At 59.5% G+C, this 16,379-nt stretch carries 17 protein-coding genes; 10 read left to right on the forward strand and 7 right to left on the reverse strand.

The window, feature by feature from the left end; translation table 11 throughout:
- Positions 1-168 precede the first annotated feature (168 nt).
- Positions 169-915, reverse strand: coding sequence for a hypothetical protein (locus C1M53_RS31630; protein ID WP_165358070.1), 747 nt, complete (start codon positions 913-915; stop codon positions 169-171).
- A 500-nt stretch (positions 916-1,415) separates the two neighbouring features.
- A complete protein-coding gene (locus C1M53_RS06900) occupies positions 1,416-1,685 on the reverse strand; it encodes a helix-turn-helix transcriptional regulator (protein ID WP_165358071.1) in 270 nt (89 codons plus the stop codon).
- A 332-nt stretch (positions 1,686-2,017) separates the two neighbouring features.
- Between C1M53_RS06900 and C1M53_RS31635 the strand changes: the two genes are divergently transcribed.
- The 5 genes from C1M53_RS31635 to C1M53_RS06925 are packed head-to-tail and all read left to right on the forward strand — an operon-like array spanning position 2,018 to position 4,221.
- Entirely contained in the window at positions 2,018-2,266 is a 249-nt protein-coding gene (locus C1M53_RS31635; protein WP_165358072.1) for a hypothetical protein, read from the forward strand.
- A complete protein-coding gene (locus C1M53_RS06910; protein WP_129411562.1) occupies positions 2,263-2,628 on the forward strand; it encodes a hypothetical protein in 366 nt (121 codons plus the stop codon). The genes C1M53_RS31635 and C1M53_RS06910 overlap by 4 nt, the downstream gene beginning before the upstream one ends.
- A gap of 10 nt (positions 2,629-2,638) precedes the next feature.
- Positions 2,639-3,244 carry a DUF1376 domain-containing protein gene (locus C1M53_RS06915; protein ID WP_165358073.1) on the forward strand — a complete coding sequence of 202 codons (606 nt, stop codon included), beginning with the start codon at positions 2,639-2,641 and terminating at the stop codon, positions 3,242-3,244.
- Positions 3,245-3,247: 3 nt separating this feature from the next.
- Positions 3,248-3,694: a helix-turn-helix domain-containing protein gene (locus C1M53_RS06920; RefSeq protein ID WP_129411564.1), complete on the forward strand. Its 447-nt coding sequence runs from the start codon at positions 3,248-3,250 to the stop codon at positions 3,692-3,694.
- Positions 3,691-4,221, forward strand: coding sequence for a transcription termination/antitermination NusG family protein (locus C1M53_RS06925; protein ID WP_129411565.1), 531 nt, complete (start codon positions 3,691-3,693; stop codon positions 4,219-4,221). Before C1M53_RS06920 ends, C1M53_RS06925 begins: the two co-directional genes overlap by 4 nt.
- A 30-nt stretch (positions 4,222-4,251) precedes the next feature.
- Here C1M53_RS06925 and vsr read toward each other — a convergent pair whose 3' ends face one another.
- From vsr to C1M53_RS06945, 4 genes are read right to left on the reverse strand one after another with little or no spacing between them, the layout of a single operon-like run.
- Positions 4,252-4,761, reverse strand: a complete 510-nt coding sequence (gene vsr / locus C1M53_RS06930; protein ID WP_348630027.1) for a DNA mismatch endonuclease Vsr — start codon at positions 4,759-4,761, stop codon at positions 4,252-4,254.
- On the reverse strand, positions 4,679-5,431 hold the full coding sequence (locus tag C1M53_RS06935; RefSeq protein WP_129411566.1) for an MAE_28990/MAE_18760 family HEPN-like nuclease: 753 nt from the start codon (positions 5,429-5,431) through the stop codon (positions 4,679-4,681). The genes vsr and C1M53_RS06935 overlap by 83 nt, the downstream gene beginning before the upstream one ends.
- Positions 5,428-6,504 carry a DUF262 domain-containing protein gene (locus C1M53_RS06940; protein ID WP_129411567.1) on the reverse strand — a complete coding sequence of 359 codons (1,077 nt, stop codon included), beginning with the start codon at positions 6,502-6,504 and terminating at the stop codon, positions 5,428-5,430. Before C1M53_RS06940 ends, C1M53_RS06935 begins: the two co-directional genes overlap by 4 nt.
- Positions 6,505-6,525: 21 nt before the next feature.
- Positions 6,526-7,632, reverse strand: a complete 1,107-nt coding sequence (locus tag C1M53_RS06945) for a DNA cytosine methyltransferase (RefSeq protein WP_129411568.1) — start codon at positions 7,630-7,632, stop codon at positions 6,526-6,528.
- A gap of 597 nt (positions 7,633-8,229) precedes the next feature.
- On the opposite strand from C1M53_RS06945, the gene C1M53_RS06950 reads away from it, so the two are divergent.
- The gene (locus C1M53_RS06950; RefSeq protein WP_129411569.1) at positions 8,230-9,909 is read left to right on the forward strand and encodes an ATP-binding protein; all 1,680 of its coding nucleotides are present in this window, start codon (positions 8,230-8,232) and stop codon (positions 9,907-9,909) included.
- A gap of 300 nt (positions 9,910-10,209) precedes the next feature.
- Positions 10,210-10,782, forward strand: coding sequence for a hypothetical protein (locus C1M53_RS06955; protein ID WP_129411570.1), 573 nt, complete (start codon positions 10,210-10,212; stop codon positions 10,780-10,782).
- A 49-nt stretch (positions 10,783-10,831) separates the two neighbouring features.
- On the opposite strand, the gene C1M53_RS06960 is transcribed toward C1M53_RS06955, so the two are convergent.
- Entirely contained in the window at positions 10,832-11,734 is a 903-nt protein-coding gene (locus tag C1M53_RS06960) for a LysR family transcriptional regulator (protein ID WP_129411571.1), read from the reverse strand.
- Positions 11,735-12,117: 383 nt separating this feature from the next.
- Between C1M53_RS06960 and C1M53_RS06970 the strand changes: the two genes are divergently transcribed.
- From C1M53_RS06970 to C1M53_RS06980, 3 genes are all read left to right on the forward strand, one after another.
- Complete coding sequence (locus C1M53_RS06970) at positions 12,118-12,942, forward strand: aldo/keto reductase (RefSeq protein WP_129411573.1); 825 nt, start codon at positions 12,118-12,120, stop codon at positions 12,940-12,942.
- A 516-nt stretch (positions 12,943-13,458) separates the two neighbouring features.
- Positions 13,459-14,673, forward strand: a complete 1,215-nt coding sequence (locus C1M53_RS06975) for an MFS transporter (RefSeq protein ID WP_129411574.1) — start codon at positions 13,459-13,461, stop codon at positions 14,671-14,673.
- A gap of 725 nt (positions 14,674-15,398) precedes the next feature.
- The gene (locus C1M53_RS06980) at positions 15,399-16,379 is read left to right on the forward strand and encodes a hypothetical protein (protein ID WP_129411575.1); all 981 of its coding nucleotides are present in this window, start codon (positions 15,399-15,401) and stop codon (positions 16,377-16,379) included.

Raw genomic sequence — 16,379 nt, forward strand, 5'->3', positions numbered from 1 at the left:
TTGCCTGGCGCAATTCCGGACGCAAAACCGCGGCGCACTTTTGCTGGAATTGCTTCCTGGTTCGGCGCAATTCCGGACGCAAAACCGCTGTGCACTTTTGCTGGAATTGCTTCCTGGTTCGGCGCAATTCCGGACGCAAAACCGCTGCGCACTTTTGCTGGAATTGCTTTAGCTGGATCCAGTCAGAACGAACGCACGCACGGTTTCGGCTCTCATCCGTTGCCCGGACACACCCGGCGCATCCGCCAGCACCTTGAGGAACTTCTGGTTCACTTCGCAGGCACGAGGATCCTGCGCGCCGGCAGCCAGGCTCTTCAGTTCCGCCGCGGTGCCGCCGCTGGCGACAAACTGCGTTGCAATGGCTTGCCAGTCATCCGCCGTCACGGCACTGGTTTCCACCGCCGACTTTTCGCCCGCCCCCATGGCCCGCATGACGGCGGCGGCAAAGCGATCGGCAGGCGCGGCATAGGTTGCGCTCTTCGCCTGCATGGCAGGGGTCATGGTGCCCGTCACGATCCAGCTGCCACAATCCTGCGCCGTTTCGTTGGCCTTGACCAGCTCGAGCATATCCAGCTTGGCCTGGAGCACAGCCAGCACCAGCGCAGGGTCTGCCTTGCGCAGCGCATCCGCATGGCGCCGGCGGATATCAGCCAGGTTCTTGCCGATGAAAGCAGTCGTCTCCTGGGCGCTGCGGCCCTCCTTGGCCAGAGCGAGGTATCCGGCCATGAATTTATCGTACTCGGCGGGCAGCGCTTCCTGCAGCGCCGTGAAGATGGTCAGCCCCGATTTTTCGGCTTCGGCGGCCACGCCCTCCACGGTGGGAGCCGGCGGCTTCGAGAAGCGCGAGACGATGCCCGACACCGAAAACGCGGCGATGACGAGCAGAAAGGCAACCACGATCTTCCAAGGTTTCATCAAGTCCCCCACCGAGGCGCCGCGCGTCCACCGGGACACGCAACGGACACCCCACCCTTTGATCTGTCGCACCGCCCTTTCCGGCAATCGACACCGGTTTTCGGGCTCGTGCGTTCGGCCTGGAGCGCCGCGCGTCCTTTGGACACGCAAAGGTCGCTCCAGCACTTTGATTTCGCGCATGACCCTTTCCGAAAAATCGATTCCGATTTTCGGGGTGATGCGCAGGACGCGACATGATCAGCTTTTCAGGCCTTCCACAAGACAAGTATAAGTTCTTGTTTCGTTCTTGACAAGTGATACAGGAATTGGTTCCTAATACCGGCTCCAATCAGGAGTGCAGCGGGTGGGTGGAATGGATGCAAAGCTGGACGCCGACGGCCACCTGAAACGGGTGGCCTGCCAACTCTACACGCAGCTGCCGGAAGACAAGCGCGAGGCGCTGCTGGTGCTGCGTTATGTGCGCCAGATCATCTTCTGCCTGGGCGAGGACTGGGAAGCCGTCACTCGCTCCGCGCCGATCCTGCCTTTTGCGGGCGATCGGAAAGGTCGGGCAGAATCTCCAACATCTTTGCGGGTAATCCAGACCGGTCGCCAAGATACAGCCAATCCAGAGTGACCCCGGTCTTCGACTGGATGGTGATGGCCACGTCGAGATCCGGGCGCCGCAGCCCCTTCAGGTAATTGTTGAGCGCCGGCTGGCTGATGCCGATCAGCTGGGCAAAGGACGTCTGGTTGCGCTGCAGCGCGGCAAGCAGCGCCGCCAGCCGCATCGCTATGTCTTGATTGGAACGTCCACCATCAGCCATGGCCCTTTTTGCCATATTCACGCCGTGAAAAGAATTAACGCATATGGGCTTGCAATTAATTCACATAGCGTGATATTCAGGATCATGAACAGCGCCCCGCAGTGACGGTGACTTCACCCGACGCCAGGCGCCACACCGCAGCTTTCTGCCATGCGCCGCACCAGCGGCGCCTCACCATCCGCGGCCCTGTCGCGGACGGCCGACGCCTGGGCAGGTCCCCCCTCCCGCCGCCCGGGCGTCGGCTGCCTCTTCCCTACCTGCGGCCGAACGGCCCTGAACAACGAGGAGTTCCGCCCGTGAAGTACGACTTCGACGACGACCTGCGCGGCCCCGACCCCAGAGCGTTTCCGTTTTTCACGGAAACGCGGAAACGCTCTGACTCTTTGCTTTCACGCAATTCCGGACGGAAAACCGCTGAGCACTTTTCCTGGAATTGCTCGGCTGACCGGCTGCATCTCCTGGTCATGGCCGGGCTCGGCGCCGCCGCAGCGCTGCTGACCGCCTTCATCTTCTTCTGCTTCGCCTGGAGCGTGCTGACGTTATGACCGCAGCGCTCTGTTTGCAGGCCCGCGCCCTCATCGAAGCCGAGCCGCGGCTGGCCCGCGAAGTGGCGCGGCAGTTGGCGCGCAGGACCAATGCGTTGGAGCGTTGCCGCGTTTCCGTGAAAACCGCAGACGCCCCGGGCAATTCAGGCGGCATGACCGCGCGCCAGCGCGACCTACTTATGTTCGTCAAGACTTACATAAGCCGACACGGCTTCGCCCCGTCCTTCGAGGAGATGAAGCGTGCACTGGGCCTGGCCAGCAAGGCCGGCATCCACCGCATGATCGCCGGGCTGGAAGACCGCGGCTTCCTCACCCATGCGCCCCGCCGCGCCCGCTCGATCCGCCTGGTGGCGACGCCATGAGGCAACGACCATGAGCAAGAAACGCTGGTTCCGGCTCTACATCGAACGCTGGCGCGACGGCACCTTCGGGCTGACGCCCAACGAGATCGCCGCCTACATCACGCTGCTGTGCGAGCTCTACGACCATGACGGCATCTTGATCCGTGCCGATCTCGACCTGCTGGCGCGCCGCTGCGGCATGCGCCCGACTTCTTTTCGGAAGGCTTTCGAAACGCTGACCCGGCGCGGAAAGCTTACCCTCGACGGTGATGTCATCACCTCCAAGGCGGTCTCCGAAGAAATCGAAAACCGGGAAAGACTCGACGGGAAGTCGGCGGAGAACCGCCAGAAACTCGCCGAAAAACGCAATGTCATCAACGAAATCCGGCAAAGACTGCCGACTGATACAGACAAAAGAATCCAGACAAGAGTCTTGAATCCCGAAAAGCTGCAGGCTTTCCGGGGGGCGGCTTCGTCGCCCGTCATGCCCCCAAAGAGGGAGCTGGAGCCTTTCCGCGTTTCGCAGAAAAACGGAACGGCCGCTCCCGATCACGCCCAGCCGCCGCCGGCGGCCAGCCCATCCGCTTCCGTCCAGAACTTCATCAAGCGCCGGGAGATGGCCCGGCGCAGGAGCTGAGCCATGTTCATTGCCCGCTATGAAAACACCATGCGCAACGCCAGGCCGAAAGGCGTCGAGCCCGAGCCGCGCAAGCCGAGGCCGCAACCCGCCCGCCAGGACCCGGCCGTTGCCGCCTATCGCACCATCGACGTGCTGGAGCCCAGGATGCCGGCACGCGAAATCATCAGCCGCGTCGGCGCGCTGCACGGCTACACGCTGGCCGAGATCACCGGGCCGCGGCTGGAGAAGAAGCTGGTGCAGGCGCGCTTCGACGCCGTCAAGGCGGTGGCCGATGCCCGGCCCGATATGTCGCTGCCGCAGATCGGCCGGATCTTCAACCGCGACCACACCTCCATCCTGCACGCGCTGAAAAAGCGCGGCGGCCGGCGCCTCGAACAGGGCCCGGAACAGGAACAGAGATCCGAACAAGACCAGGGAAACGGCCAACGACAGGGAGCCGCGGAATGAGCGCGCCACAGAACGATAACGACAACGCCTGGTACATCGTCAGCAGCCATCCGCAGGCGGAACGGCAGGCCTGCGCCGAGATCGCGGCCCTTGGCCAGACGGTGTACCTGCCTTGCTTCCGCAAGGAATTCCACCACCGCCGCTACCGCAAATGGATCCGGCAGCACTACCCGCTGTGGCCGGGCTACCTGCTGGTGCTGGCTTCCGAGCACTGGTCGCGCGTGCTCGACTGCCAGCATGTGACGCGCGTGCTGCGCAGCCAGACCTATGCCGGCGCCGGCGCGCCGATCGCCATCCGCGACGCCGACGTGCAGGCGATCCGCCACGCCCAGGACAGCGGCCAGTTCGACGTGATGCGCATGGACCGCGCCACGGTGAAGCCGGGCGACCGGCTGCGGGTGCACGAAGGCGCGCTGACCGGCCAGGCCGGCACGGTGGAAAGCGTCGGCGACGACAGGATCGTGCTGCTGATCAACGCAATGGGAAGGGAGTTGAGGGCGGTGGTGCCGGTGGAGAGGGTGGGGTGAGGCAAGAAATCTCGCAACTCACTCAGAGACCTATCTGCATCCAAAATGCGATCCGGTGCGACCAAGCCAGTCACGCAGCGTTATCTTCAATACCAAAGGATGGCGTGTCTCACATTCCCAAACAGTAAGCACGTCCCACCCCGCGTCACGAAGCTCGTGTTCCTTTCGACGATCGCGCTCAATGTTGCGGGCGAACTTGTCCAGCCAAAAGTCCACTCGCGTCTTAGGGATCGTTGCCTTCGGACAGCCTTCGTGCCTATGCCAGAAGCATCCATGCACAAAGATAGCCTTCCGCGCTGCGGGAAGAACAATATCCGGAGTTCCAGGTAAGTCTCGACGATGAAGTCGGAAACGACGACCAAGTGCATGCAGTATGCGTCGCACGATCATTTCCGGTTTTGTGTCACGAGGGCCGACTTTTGCCATAAGTGCTGATCGCGCCGGCGCGATTGGCTCATCAGACAACAGCAGCCTCTTGTTCGGGTCGCCGCTCGGGTACGATATAGCGATGCTCCTGCAAGTAACTATCGAATGCAGCAATTACCTCACGTAAATAGGCCGCTACGCGATCGGCAAGCGCCCGAAGTTCAGCAGCGCTATCGTCCTGGCCACAATCCACGAATGACAACCGGCCGTGCGCAAGAGCGTTCCGCAACTCAACTATCAAAGCGAGCGAACCGAGATCGTTTCGGACCTTGCGCTTTATCTCGCGTTCAACGCCACGGCTAACCCGCAGTTCGAAGCCAATTCTGGCAGCCACCTTCCTTATCGCTTTGTCGTCCCAATTTCCACCACCACCCTTTTCGATCTCGAACTCTGCGACAGGGAGTGCAGCAACCAAATGGTTACATAGGCTGATCGCATCTTCTAAGCGTTTGTCTGGGGCCGATGGAAGGTGAGTACGGGCCATGTAGCGCACCCACTCTTTTCGGAGCTCTGATGTCAGGTCACCTGGTGACCAGGCCACTCGACGCATTGCTGCTTTGCTGACGGCGTCAAGACAATTGCTGACCGTCGCCTCCACCAAATTGTATAACTGGAGATATACGCTTGAATTCAGAATCCTCTGTTGTGGCGCCGTGACTGTGGGACCGTTGTCGCCCAACCGCGGGACACCTGACTGAACAAGCTTCTCGATACCATCGATCAGCTCTAGATATGCGACGATCTCACCGAACCGCTCGTCGAAACGATCCGAAAGCTCACTCATTGGGCTGCTGCGAGCAGAGCAGCTCGCACGAACTCGATACGCCCTTCAAGCTTCGCACGAGTGTTCGCAGCGTCGGAGGTGGTCTTCTTGCTGAAGACATCACTGGCGAGCCATTCGGCCGTGTCTGGCACAGTGTCGAAAATTGCTGGGTTTTCCTCCATCGCCCTGTGGCTGCCAATCGCAATCGCTTCATACCGCGCGCGCGGCGTGCTGTTCGGATTGGAGGGCTTTCGGAACCCCAGAGGAAACGCACGTTGGACGAAGTCAAGCATTCGCTCAAAACGAGTTCGATATGCACCGATTAAATGTGGCTCGGCTTGCATACGTTCGTTCATACGCTTGGTGTAGTCGAACATGAACTGTGCAGGACGCTCACGATATCCCTCAAGACCGTCGCCGTAGGCGAAGAAACGAGTCACCAGCTCCTCGCGAATACGCTCTTTTTCTGCCTTCCCGGAAACTGGAGCGAGCTGAGCGAAGAGGTCCAAACGTGATAGCTCCAAGACCAACTCAAGAAACGGCCCGCGCAGTGCTCCCCGGCGCACTTCCGCCGTATTGGCTACCTTGCTGCCGGTGTTGATGCGTTCGAACATATCGAAGCGAGCTTGATCGTCCGCGTGCTCGTTAAGAACGATGCCGCGGATAGACCGATTCTTGATTTTCCTCTGACGCGAAGGCGAAAGGTCCGTGAACCGCGTTCCTTCTAAGGAAGGCAGCTCATCGAGCTGATCGATTTTCATGTTGCCGAGAATGTATTCATGCAGAGTGCGGAGGCGTTGGGATCCGTCAACGATCTCCAATTTTCCGTTACCCATTTCCCAGAAGAACAGAAATGGGATCGGAAGCCCCATGATCAGGGACTCGATGAAGCGGGATTTCCGCTTCGGCTCCCAGGTAAACTCTCGCTGATAGGCAGGGATGACAAATTCTTCGCGAGCCATTTTCTCGGCTAGGAGTTCGACCGAGTACTCGGTCATGTAGAAGTCGATTCGGCGCGAGCGATCAACGATCTCGGCTTCCGCCGCAGCCAACTGCTCATTCGAAATGAGGTGTAGACGGGATTGTCGTGCCACGCGAAATCCTAGCAGTCCTGCTCAACGCAGGTTGAGTTGGCCTTCAAGGGGGGCTGTGCCATTTCGCACAGCATTGACATGCGCGAGAATCGACCGTCCGATCGCCTCGCCCAATTTCGGTGGGACCGCGTTTCCTATAAGCGTTCCGAGACGTTCAAAAGTGACCTCTTCACCCTCAGCCAGGAAGCTGTATTCCTTAGGGAAAGACTGAATGATCGCCGCCTCTCGAAGACTGATCGCGCGATCCTGTTCAGGATGTCCGAATCGACCGTTACCAAAACCGTAGCACTGTGTAGTCATCGTCGGAGCAGGTTTGTCCCATTCCATCCGCCCATATACGGAAGGATAGGTCTTGCCGGTACTTCTGCGGTGACATGGTGCTCGCAACTCTTCCGGCCAATCACGCCACGTACCCCCAGGCGCCGAAGCGCGAATTCGCTTAAGATTGACTTCGCCCAACCCTGCACTGGCATGAAGAGGGTCGTCGGTCGATTTCTCTCCGGCTGCGATACGCGGGAGCTCACCTATAGCATCCTTGACAGTCAGCTTTAATTTACTCTCTGAAGCTTTCAGTTCGATCGGCCCAAGCAGTGATGCAAGAAGAACGAGGCGACGACGGCTCTGAGGGACTTGATATTCCTCACACGCCACTTCGCACCAAGAGACCTTGTATTCTGCCTCCTGCAACGCCGCGATGAAATCCTCCCAGACCTGCTGGTTGGCCAGGCCTGGCACATTCTCCATCGTCACGATCTCAGGTTTGAGGGCGATGGCCAAACGTTGAAACTGCTTGAGCAGTTCCCAACGACCATCGACCGACTTTCGACTTTGCGAATATGTCGAGAACGGTTGGCATGGTGCACATCCAGCGAGCACGCGAACATCTGCCTCACCGAACCAACGCTCAAGGTCAGCAGGCGTCACATCTTCCACGTTGCGACATGCAAAAATCGCTCCGGTATTTTCTTCAAGAGGATGTTTGCAACTCGGATCTAGATCGACACCAGCCTTAACAGTCAAGCCTGCCGATTTGAGGCCGTAGGCCAACCCACCGGCACCACAAAAAAGATCAATGACCGCGGTAGTGAAGCCGCCAGCATCAACCTGAAGAATCCCGTTCGCGTTCATCGTCATATGTTAGACGAACGAGAGGTGATTTGCCTAGCTGTAAAGTGTCGCCACACACCATATACAATTGCGTGACAGCTGTCCAATCCCACCAGCCGATGCGGACGCACCCGGCTATCTGCCTATGTCTATTCAAGCCCAGCGAAATGACCTCGCCTCGCGTTCAATGGTAGGATTCGAGATACTCCGCCAACGCTGCAGCGATTTCGAACCCGAACCAATTATCCTCCCTGACCGTAACACTCTCCAAATCACCGTCCACCAACACCACGATCGCTCCAGCACCTTAATCGCAACTATCCACCTCCGCCGCAGGTCAAATCGAGCAAGAATGGCTTGCGTACGCCAATCACCTAGATGATACATTAGCTCCTCCAGTATTAAGATACGGGATGGCGATGGCTTACTATCGGAAAATATATTGCCTCACCGACTTCTACATTTCCATCGCGCGGCACGAGGAACTCAGGAGAGAATGCCCACAGTGTCACAAGCTTGAATCACGAATATAACTTCCCCGATCAGCACGAGATAGGCGTGGGTCCGCCCGCGCCGTCGGGAGTACTGAAACCAATCTGCAAATGAGATCGCCGAGACATGCTAGACCAGGACAAGGAAAATTTCCGCTTCGAGATATCATTGAGTGTCCTCAATCATCTTGGACGCAATCTCTATCGCAACTTCATCACCGTTCTTGGAGAAGCAATCTCGAACGCTTGGGACGCGGACGCAAAAAATGTCTGGATCGACATCAATCGAGAAACGTCGCATTTTTCTATCAAGGATGACGGCATTGGCATGTCTGCCGAGGATTTTCAGACAAAATTTCTGAAAATTGGATACTCGAAACGGTCCGACGGTGCGACGCAAACGAATAGAAAACGTCCTTACATTGGCGCCAAAGGTATAGGGAAGCTCGCACTACTTTCGTGTGCGAAACGAATCTCAATCATTTCGAAAAAAGACGACACTGATTACGTTGGAGGCGTGATCGACAACTCAGGCCTAGACAAGGCGATCACCCAAGACCTCACGCCGGAACAATACCCACTCGAAGCGCTTGATTTGGGTCTATTCAAAAACCTCACAAGAGACCATCGTCACGGAACCATCATATTTTTCGAAGGAGCAAAAGAGCAAATAAAGAACTCGGTAGCCCATATTAGAAAGATGATCGCCTTATCATTCAAATTCGCACTGATCGACAAGGAGTTTTCGATATTCGTTAACGACAAAGAAGTGACCTTTAAAGACATCCAAGACGTTCTTGATGCCACAGAATTCACCTGGCTAATCAACGAAGCGGACGATCTTTTTCTCCCTGAGATGAAAAAACTTAAAGCCTCCCCGAAAAGACTCACTACTACTCTAAGCCTAACAGGATTTATCGCCTCAGTTGAAAAGCCCAAAAACTTAAAAATAACGGGAACGGACGAGCGGGCAACCATAGACTTATTTGTAAATGGTCGCCTTCGTGAGAAGAATATCCTTCGACATATCCCATCACAACGGGTCGTCGAAAGTTATATCTACGGCCAAATACATTTTGATGCGATGGACACAGGAGCAACCATAGACCCCTTCACTAGCAGTCGAGAGGGCGTAGTCGAAGACGACAGGAATTTCGCAGCCCTATTAGAATATCTGAAACACGATGCGCTACCAGCGATATTCGACCAATGGGATGATCTACGCCTGGGACGCGGAGAGGAAGGCGACGAAGACAATCCAAGAAAAACAAAGAAGCAAAGGCGAGCACGAGACCTGTACGCAGCAGCAAGGGAAGAGTATGAGCCCGATGAAGGGACGGAGAATAAAGATGAAGTAGATAATTGGCTTGACTACCTTCGATCTGACGCTGAATACAACATAACATCCTATGTAGATTGCTTTTTGTCCGAAAATCTACTAAGGGAATACATTAGAACATATAAACTACCCCTCACTTCCGGCATATCCAAAGAGATAAGCGAATGGCAAGGGAGGGAAGCGATCAATTTAGGGGCAGCCAATATCAGCTATGCTGTGAGAAGGGATAGCGATGGTTTAACTTATTTGGGTATGGATGCGTTGGCGGTAACGGTTGAAGGATCCAAAATTGCAAACGGCAACCAGTCCCTCTGGACTGATGCAATACAGTTCAAACCTGTGCGGAATGTAGTTGGCCATACAGGTCTTTTGACAAAAAATGCAAAGACTGGACTGACACTAACATTTGAGAATATAAAATCCAGAGTAAGAACTCTTATTTCTTCGAAGCCGAAATCATCTCCTTAATATTTAATTATATTAATCAAAAAACGCAAACCAGTGTCGTCGAACAAATATTCGTCGAGAAGATGACACTGCGTCGCTCCACCGCAACTTAACTAATTTCGCATGCGATGCGCAGGTCCCCCAGCAACACTGCGTGCTGTCAAGTTTGACGACGATGTTGGCGGGCACTGCCTGCAGACGACCAGAGGTGCGAACGGCGCGGACGAGATGGTCGCCCATGTGCGCGAGGCCAAGCCAGGCTAGCGGCATGCGCTGAACCGTCTCGGAACAGCGAACCGCGCTTTACTTTAGGAGGATGGGATGACCAATCTGTGCCTGCCAGCCAAAGCGGAAGTGGAGATCGTGAGGGAGTTGGATGTCTCCAGAATTGGGTATCTGGACGAAGAACTGGCCTCCTCCGAAGACGGAATAATGCTGAACCACATCTATTTCGATACCAGAGGATGTGAGGCCGCAGATGTCGAATTGATTTTGGAGGAGGAACTTGAGCTCCTTGAAAGTTTGGAAGAAGCGGGTTGGAACACACCCGAAGCGTCGGAGATCATCGACTCTCACTTCTCCGATTGGTCAGAATTAACGGGTTTCGACGTTGGAATTGGCGGCGCTGTCCTTGCCCTGTCTGCAGCTGGTGCAACCCCGATCACTTCCTGCAATGGCGGCACCATCGGTATCGAACATCACTCAAGCTCAGTCCCTCACATATTGTTCGCTGGATCTGCGACAATGAATGCTTCGGCTATTCATCAAGCGATCGAGATAGCTGATCTGGGTTCGGTTTATAGTGGAGAGTTCGGCGAAATCTACGCCGATAACGTCCTCAAATTCCCTACCTTCGCCAGAGCATTGATCGAAGCGTTGATGGGCAAGGACTAGAGGTTGCTTCGCCTACCCGACCTGCCCGCTTACAACGCGGATGTTCGCCTCACCCCTCCAGAAACCCCTGCAGCCGCGGTACCACGAAATCCAAAAACACCCGCACCCGCTGCGGCATCCTCTGTCCGCCCAGGAACACGGCGTGCATTTCTTCCGCGTCGGGCTCGACGACGTCGGCCAGCACTTCCACCAGGCGGCCGGCGGCGAGGTCGGCGCGGACGTGGTAGTCGCCCATGCGGCCAAGGCCGACGCCGGCCAGCGTCATGCGGCGTACCGTCTCGCCATTGTTGGCCAGCAGCGACCCGTGGACGACGCGGTCGACGATGCGGCCGCTCTGCTTCAGCGGCCACACCGGCTCGGCGCGGCGAAAGTTGAAGCCCAGGCAGTTGTGGCGGGCAAGGTCCTCGATCGTTCGCGGCACGCCCTGGCGGGCGAGGTAGGACGGGGCGGCGACGATCTTGCGGCAGGCGGTGCCGATGCGGCGCGCCACCATGCCGGAATCCGGCAGCGTGCCGACGCGGATGGCGATGTCGGTGCGGTCGAGATAGAGGTCGACGATCTCGTCGCTCAGGGAGAGGTCGACGACGATGTTGGGATAAGCGCGCCAGAATTCGGGCAGGATCGGCTCCAGCCCGAGAACGCCGATGGCGACCGAGACGTTGACCCGCACCGTGCCGCCGGTGGCGGCGGCGCCGTATGACAGCTCCTGCTCGATCTGGTCGAGCTCCTTCAGCAGCGCCTGGCTGCGCTGGTAATAAAGCTGGCCCTCGGCGGTCAGCGACAGCGCCCGCGTCGAGCGCTCGATGAGGCGCACGCCAAGCCGCGCCTCGATGCGCGAGACCAGCTTGCTGACGGTCGAAGGGGTGAGGCGCAGCAGCCGTGCGGCTTCCGAAAAACTGCCGGTCTCGACGACGCGCAGGAACACCTGCATTTCACCGGTGCGGTTGTCCATCTTCTGCCCGCCTGTGATCTGGTTTCACAGATGATGGGAAGATCAGCGGCATTATCAAGCCCGCAACGGCTCTTTATGTGATGGGGCGAGATAAATCATATCAAGGAAGCCTCCGTCGCCGGCGTGGCCCATCCGGGCCAGTCATCCAAGTAAAATGTCGGACCGTTTCCGCGTTGCCGTGAAAAACGAAAGCGCTCCGGCCCCAGAGCAATTCCAGGAAAAGTGCGTAGCGGTTTTCCGTCCGGAATTGCTTGAGACAAAGAGAGAGAGAGCGCGGCGCCCGAGAACACATGAATTGGCGCGCGCTGCAACGGTCAATGACCGTTGGCTGAATTCATGGCGTGCCGCCAGGCCGCAGGAAAGAGACAAGAAGGACATCATCCATGCAAACCGTCACCGCCCATGGGGCAGAAATCCCGGCGCTTGGCTTCGGCGTGTTCCGCATGTCGGACGCCGAGGTGGAGCGCATCGTGCCGGCGGCGCTGGAAGCCGGCTTCCGGCATTTCGACACCGCGCAGATCTACCAGAACGAGGCGGCGCTCGGCCGCGCGCTCGACCGTGCCGGGGCACAGCGCGAGGAGCTGTTCCTGACCACCAAGGTGTGGGTCGACAATTACAGCGAAGGCCGGTTCGCCGCTTCGGTCGACGAGAGCCTGGACAAGCTCAAGGTCGACCAGGTCGACCTCTTGCTCCTGCACTGGCCGGCCGAGAAGGTGCCGGTGGCCGAGCAGATCGCCATGCTGAATGCGGTGCAGGCCGCCGGCAAGACGCGTTTCGTCGGCGTCTCCAACCAGAATATCGCGCAGATGCGGGAATCGGTCGAACGCTCCCCGGCGCCGATCGTCACCAACCAGGTCGAGCTGCACCCCTACCTGCCGCAGCCGGCGCTGGTGGCGGCGGCCAGGGCAGCCGGCGTTGCCGTCACCGCCTATTACGGCATGGCCGACGGCGCCGTGCCGCAGGACACGCTGCTGCAGGAGATCGGCGCGAAGCATGGCAAGAGCGCTGCCCAGGTCGGCCTGCGCTGGCTGGTGCAGCAGGGTTTCGTCGCGCTGTCGAAGACGGCGAACCCGGCGCGCGTCGCCGAGAACATCGCCATCTTCGATTTCGCGCTCGATGCGGCCGACATGGCGGCGATCGCCGGGCTGGCGCGCGCCGACGGCCGGCTGGTTTCGCCTCCCGGCCTGGCGCCGGCGTGGGATGTCTGAGGCGATGAGGTTGCAGGGCCTTCTTCCCACTTTGCGGGGTGAGGAACCCCGGCTGGAGAAGCGCAGGCGCTGCGATGGGTCTGAACCGCCGCGCAAGCGTCGCGGTTCCGGAATGGATCCCCGACACTCTGCGGGAGCTGCGCTCCCTTCGAGGCCGAGGATGACGGGAAGATGGGCGCTCCGGCCAATCTCCAGCGCTGGAGCCCGGATGTCCGGTGGCAACCTCGTTTGGGGTTGCCAATGCTGGAGAGGCTGATGAGACGACGCCTGGCGCTGGCGATGACAGTTAGCGCCGGCATCAAATGAAGCTCGTCATCCTCGACCTCGGAGCGACCGAAGGGAGTGGAGAGTGTCGGGGATCCATGCCGGAACGACGAAGGAAACATCGGAACGCCGGAGAGCAAGCTTCGACCCAACAACTCCAATCGGCCCAGAAGCCAAGGCTTCAACCACCGCAACACCGTTTCAACAAACAAATGTCATCGCCCCGCCTGAGGGGCACATGAGGCACATGTCATGAGCACTATGATGGATAGCAAAGGCGCCGCCGCGGCGGCGACCCCTTCCGCCCGGTGGGCACTGCTGGCGCTGGCGATCGGCGCCTTCGGCATCGGCACCACGGAATTCTCGCCGATGGGGCTGCTGCCGGTGATCGCGCAAGGGGTCGACGTGTCGATCCCGACGGCCGGGCTGCTGATCAGCGCCTATGCGATCGGCGTGCTGGTCGGCGCGCCGTTCATGACGCTGGCGTTCAGCCGCTTCGGCAAGCGCACGGCGCTGATGCTTCTGATGGCCATCTTCACCATCGGCAACCTGATGTCGGCGATGGCGCCGGGCTATTTCACGCTGCTCGCCGCCCGCCTCGTCACCAGCCTCAACCATGGCGCCTTCTTCGGCCTCGGTGCCGTGGTGGCGGCGAGCGTGGTGCCGAAGGAGAAGCAGGCCAGCGCGGTCGCCGCCATGTTCATGGGGCTGACCATCGCCAATATCGGCGGCGTGCCGGCCGCCACCTGGGTCGGCCAGCAGATCGGCTGGCGCATGGCCTTCGCCGGCACGGCCCTGATCGGTCTCCTCGCCATCACGGCGCTGTGGCTGGCGCTGCCGAGAGGCGAGCGCGGCCAGATGCCGGATGTGAAGCGCGAGCTGCGGGTGCTGACGCGGCCGGCCGTGCTGCTTGCCATGGCCACCACGGTGCTGGGTGCGGGTGCGATGTTTTCGCTCTACACCTATGTCGCGCCGACGCTGGAAACGCTGACCGGCGCCTCCGGCAGCTTCGTGACGCTGGCGCTGGCGCTGATCGGCGTCGGCTTCACCATCGGCAACTGGCTGGGCGGCCGGCTGGCCGACTGGTCACTCGACGGCGCCACCAAGATCTTCCTCGCCGCGCTGGCGCTGATCATGTTCATGCTGCCGCTGCTGTTTGCCAGCCATATCGGCGTCGCCATCGGCCTGCTGGTCTGGGGCGGTGCGGCCTTCGCCATCGTGCCGCCGGTGCAGATGCGGGTGATGGAGGCGGCGGCCGAAGCACCCGGCCTCGCCTCCTCGATCAATGTCGGCGCCTTCAACCTCGGCAACGCGCTGGGTGCTGCGCTCGGCGCCGCCGTCATCAGCCTCGGCCTCGGCTACGCCGCCGTCTCCATCGCCGGCGGCCTGCTCGCCGCGGCCGGACTGGGTCTGGTGTTCGTGGGTGGCAGGCAGAAGGCGAGGACGATGGCGGTGTGCGGGGCCTGAGGCAGGGCGCCAAGTTCGCGCGCTGCCCGGGCCTGGCGTTATGGCTGGTGAAGGCGTTCGCCGCGCCGGGCGTTTAATGCCGAGGGCGTGGCGCTTCTATCTCCCCCCTTGCGGGGGAGCCTGGTTCGCCACAGGCTTAAAAGGTACGAATGCCCGAGGCCATAGGGCGCGGCGCCTCTATCTCCCCCCTTGCGGGGGAGAAAGGATTTTCACGATCTTAGACGAGCACGCCCGCAGGGCGGCGCAGGCTAAGTCGTAGAAAATCCAAGAGAGGGGATATTCAGCTGAGCGGCTGATATTTTTGGATACCGAGAAATTCCTTGCCAACGTTGTGCCGGCATATCCCCTCTCTTGCGATTTCTAGCACTTAGACTGCGCCGCCCTAAAGGGCGTGCTCGTCTAAGATGCTGAAATCGCTTTCTCCCCCGCAAGGGGGGGAGATAGAGGGCGGCGTAGGCTCGGTGCCGGACATTGCAAGAAAAGGCCGGCGCAAGCGCCGGCCGGTGATCCGGTCGAGATCAGCGACAGATCGGAAAGCCGTCGCATACCCATCTACTTGAATCACCAAGTATAAGCCAAGCCTTACCACAGTGACGGCCACCCGGGTTTCAGCATTCCCGGGCAAGCCTGCTTGACTCTATTTCCGCGAGAGTGCTGAATATGGTTAACGGGCGTTAATTCTCCTTGCATGGGCGCAAGGCTGGGGAACTGGGCTGGGGGCTGGCATGAGAAGCAGAGCTTCTTCATGGGCGTTTGTTTTATTCATCACACTTGGCGGCTGTTCGGCACTCACGTCAGAAGACAAGTCTTCGGAAGGCGTGCCTTACCACCTGCCGCTGTCGCTGATCCGCTACACGGTGGACCAGGGCGCCAGGACCGCGAAGATCGACACGATGGACGTGGTCGACAAGCACACCCGCTACCTGGCCTATCGCGAGAACGGTTTCGCCGACGAGAACGTCTGCGTCGACCGCACCAGCACCGGCCTGCTGAACAAGGTCTATTTCGGTTCGCAGGACCGCACACCCGACATCCTGCTCAACATAAGCCAGCTCCTGGCCGAGGGGTTCCAGGCCGACGGCGCCAGGAAATCACCGCAGGCGGAAGCCGCCAGCGCGGGCTGCAGTGGAACGGCTGTGTCGCCATGGATGGACCCTTATGACGAAGAGGCGCTGGCGGCGTTCAACCGGCAGCTGTGCGGAACCAGGATCAAGGTGCCGCGCGAGCTGTTCCACACCGGTCCCGCCGTGCAGTGCCCCAAGGATGCCGTCTGCTTCGCGACGAAGAGCGATTTCTTCGCCGACCTGGTCAAGCCGGACGGCGCCGTGGTGTCGCCCACCAACAAGATCGCGATCGCCACGCCGCGGGATATCGGCTGGATCAAGGTGCGCGAGGCTTTCTTCAACAAGCGCATCACCCAGCTGGATTTCGACAACGGCGTGCTCACCACCATGCGCGTCAGGAAGGAAAGCGAGATCCTGGGCCTGTCGCAATTGCCCCTGAACGTGGTCGAACGTGTCCTCGCCGTGCCGGGCAATGCCATCGGCATGGCCTTCGGTACTTATCAGGAAAAGCTGTTCTACCTGCAAAGGCGCAAGGAACTGCACGAAGCCAATTCTGCCACGGCGCCCGCGGCGCCACCGGCGGAGCCGGCGGTCTACACGGACCTGAAATGCGCGGCCGGGGCAGCCGCCGCAGACAAGTAG

The sequence above is a fragment of the Mesorhizobium sp. Pch-S genome, assembly GCF_004136315.1.
In the GTDB taxonomy this organism is placed as follows: domain Bacteria; phylum Pseudomonadota; class Alphaproteobacteria; order Rhizobiales; family Rhizobiaceae; genus Mesorhizobium.

Bases quoted from the DNA above. Each gene is read 5' to 3' on its own strand.
- C1M53_RS31630 (WP_165358070.1), bottom strand. From the start codon at position 915: ATGAAACCTTGGAAGATCGTGGTTGCCTTTCTGCTCGTCATCGCCGCG.
- C1M53_RS06900 (WP_165358071.1), bottom strand. From the start codon at position 1,685: ATGCGGCTGGCGGCGCTGCTTGCCGCGCTGCAGCGCAACCAGACGTCC.
- C1M53_RS06910 (WP_129411562.1), top strand. From the start codon at position 2,263: ATGACCGCAGCGCTCTGTTTGCAGGCCCGCGCCCTCATCGAAGCCGAG.
- C1M53_RS06915 (WP_165358073.1), top strand. From the start codon at position 2,639: ATGAGCAAGAAACGCTGGTTCCGGCTCTACATCGAACGCTGGCGCGAC.
- C1M53_RS06920 (WP_129411564.1), top strand. From the start codon at position 3,248: ATGTTCATTGCCCGCTATGAAAACACCATGCGCAACGCCAGGCCGAAA.
- C1M53_RS06925 (WP_129411565.1), top strand. From the start codon at position 3,691: ATGAGCGCGCCACAGAACGATAACGACAACGCCTGGTACATCGTCAGC.
- C1M53_RS06935 (WP_129411566.1), bottom strand. From the start codon at position 5,431: ATGAGTGAGCTTTCGGATCGTTTCGACGAGCGGTTCGGTGAGATCGTC.
- C1M53_RS06945 (WP_129411568.1), bottom strand. From the start codon at position 7,632: ATGAACGCGAACGGGATTCTTCAGGTTGATGCTGGCGGCTTCACTACC.
- C1M53_RS06950 (WP_129411569.1), top strand. From the start codon at position 8,230: ATGCTAGACCAGGACAAGGAAAATTTCCGCTTCGAGATATCATTGAGT.
- C1M53_RS06955 (WP_129411570.1), top strand. From the start codon at position 10,210: ATGACCAATCTGTGCCTGCCAGCCAAAGCGGAAGTGGAGATCGTGAGG.
- C1M53_RS06960 (WP_129411571.1), bottom strand. From the start codon at position 11,734: ATGGACAACCGCACCGGTGAAATGCAGGTGTTCCTGCGCGTCGTCGAG.
- C1M53_RS06970 (WP_129411573.1), top strand. From the start codon at position 12,118: ATGCAAACCGTCACCGCCCATGGGGCAGAAATCCCGGCGCTTGGCTTC.
- C1M53_RS06975 (WP_129411574.1), top strand. From the start codon at position 13,459: ATGAGCACTATGATGGATAGCAAAGGCGCCGCCGCGGCGGCGACCCCT.
- C1M53_RS06980 (WP_129411575.1), top strand. From the start codon at position 15,399: ATGAGAAGCAGAGCTTCTTCATGGGCGTTTGTTTTATTCATCACACTT.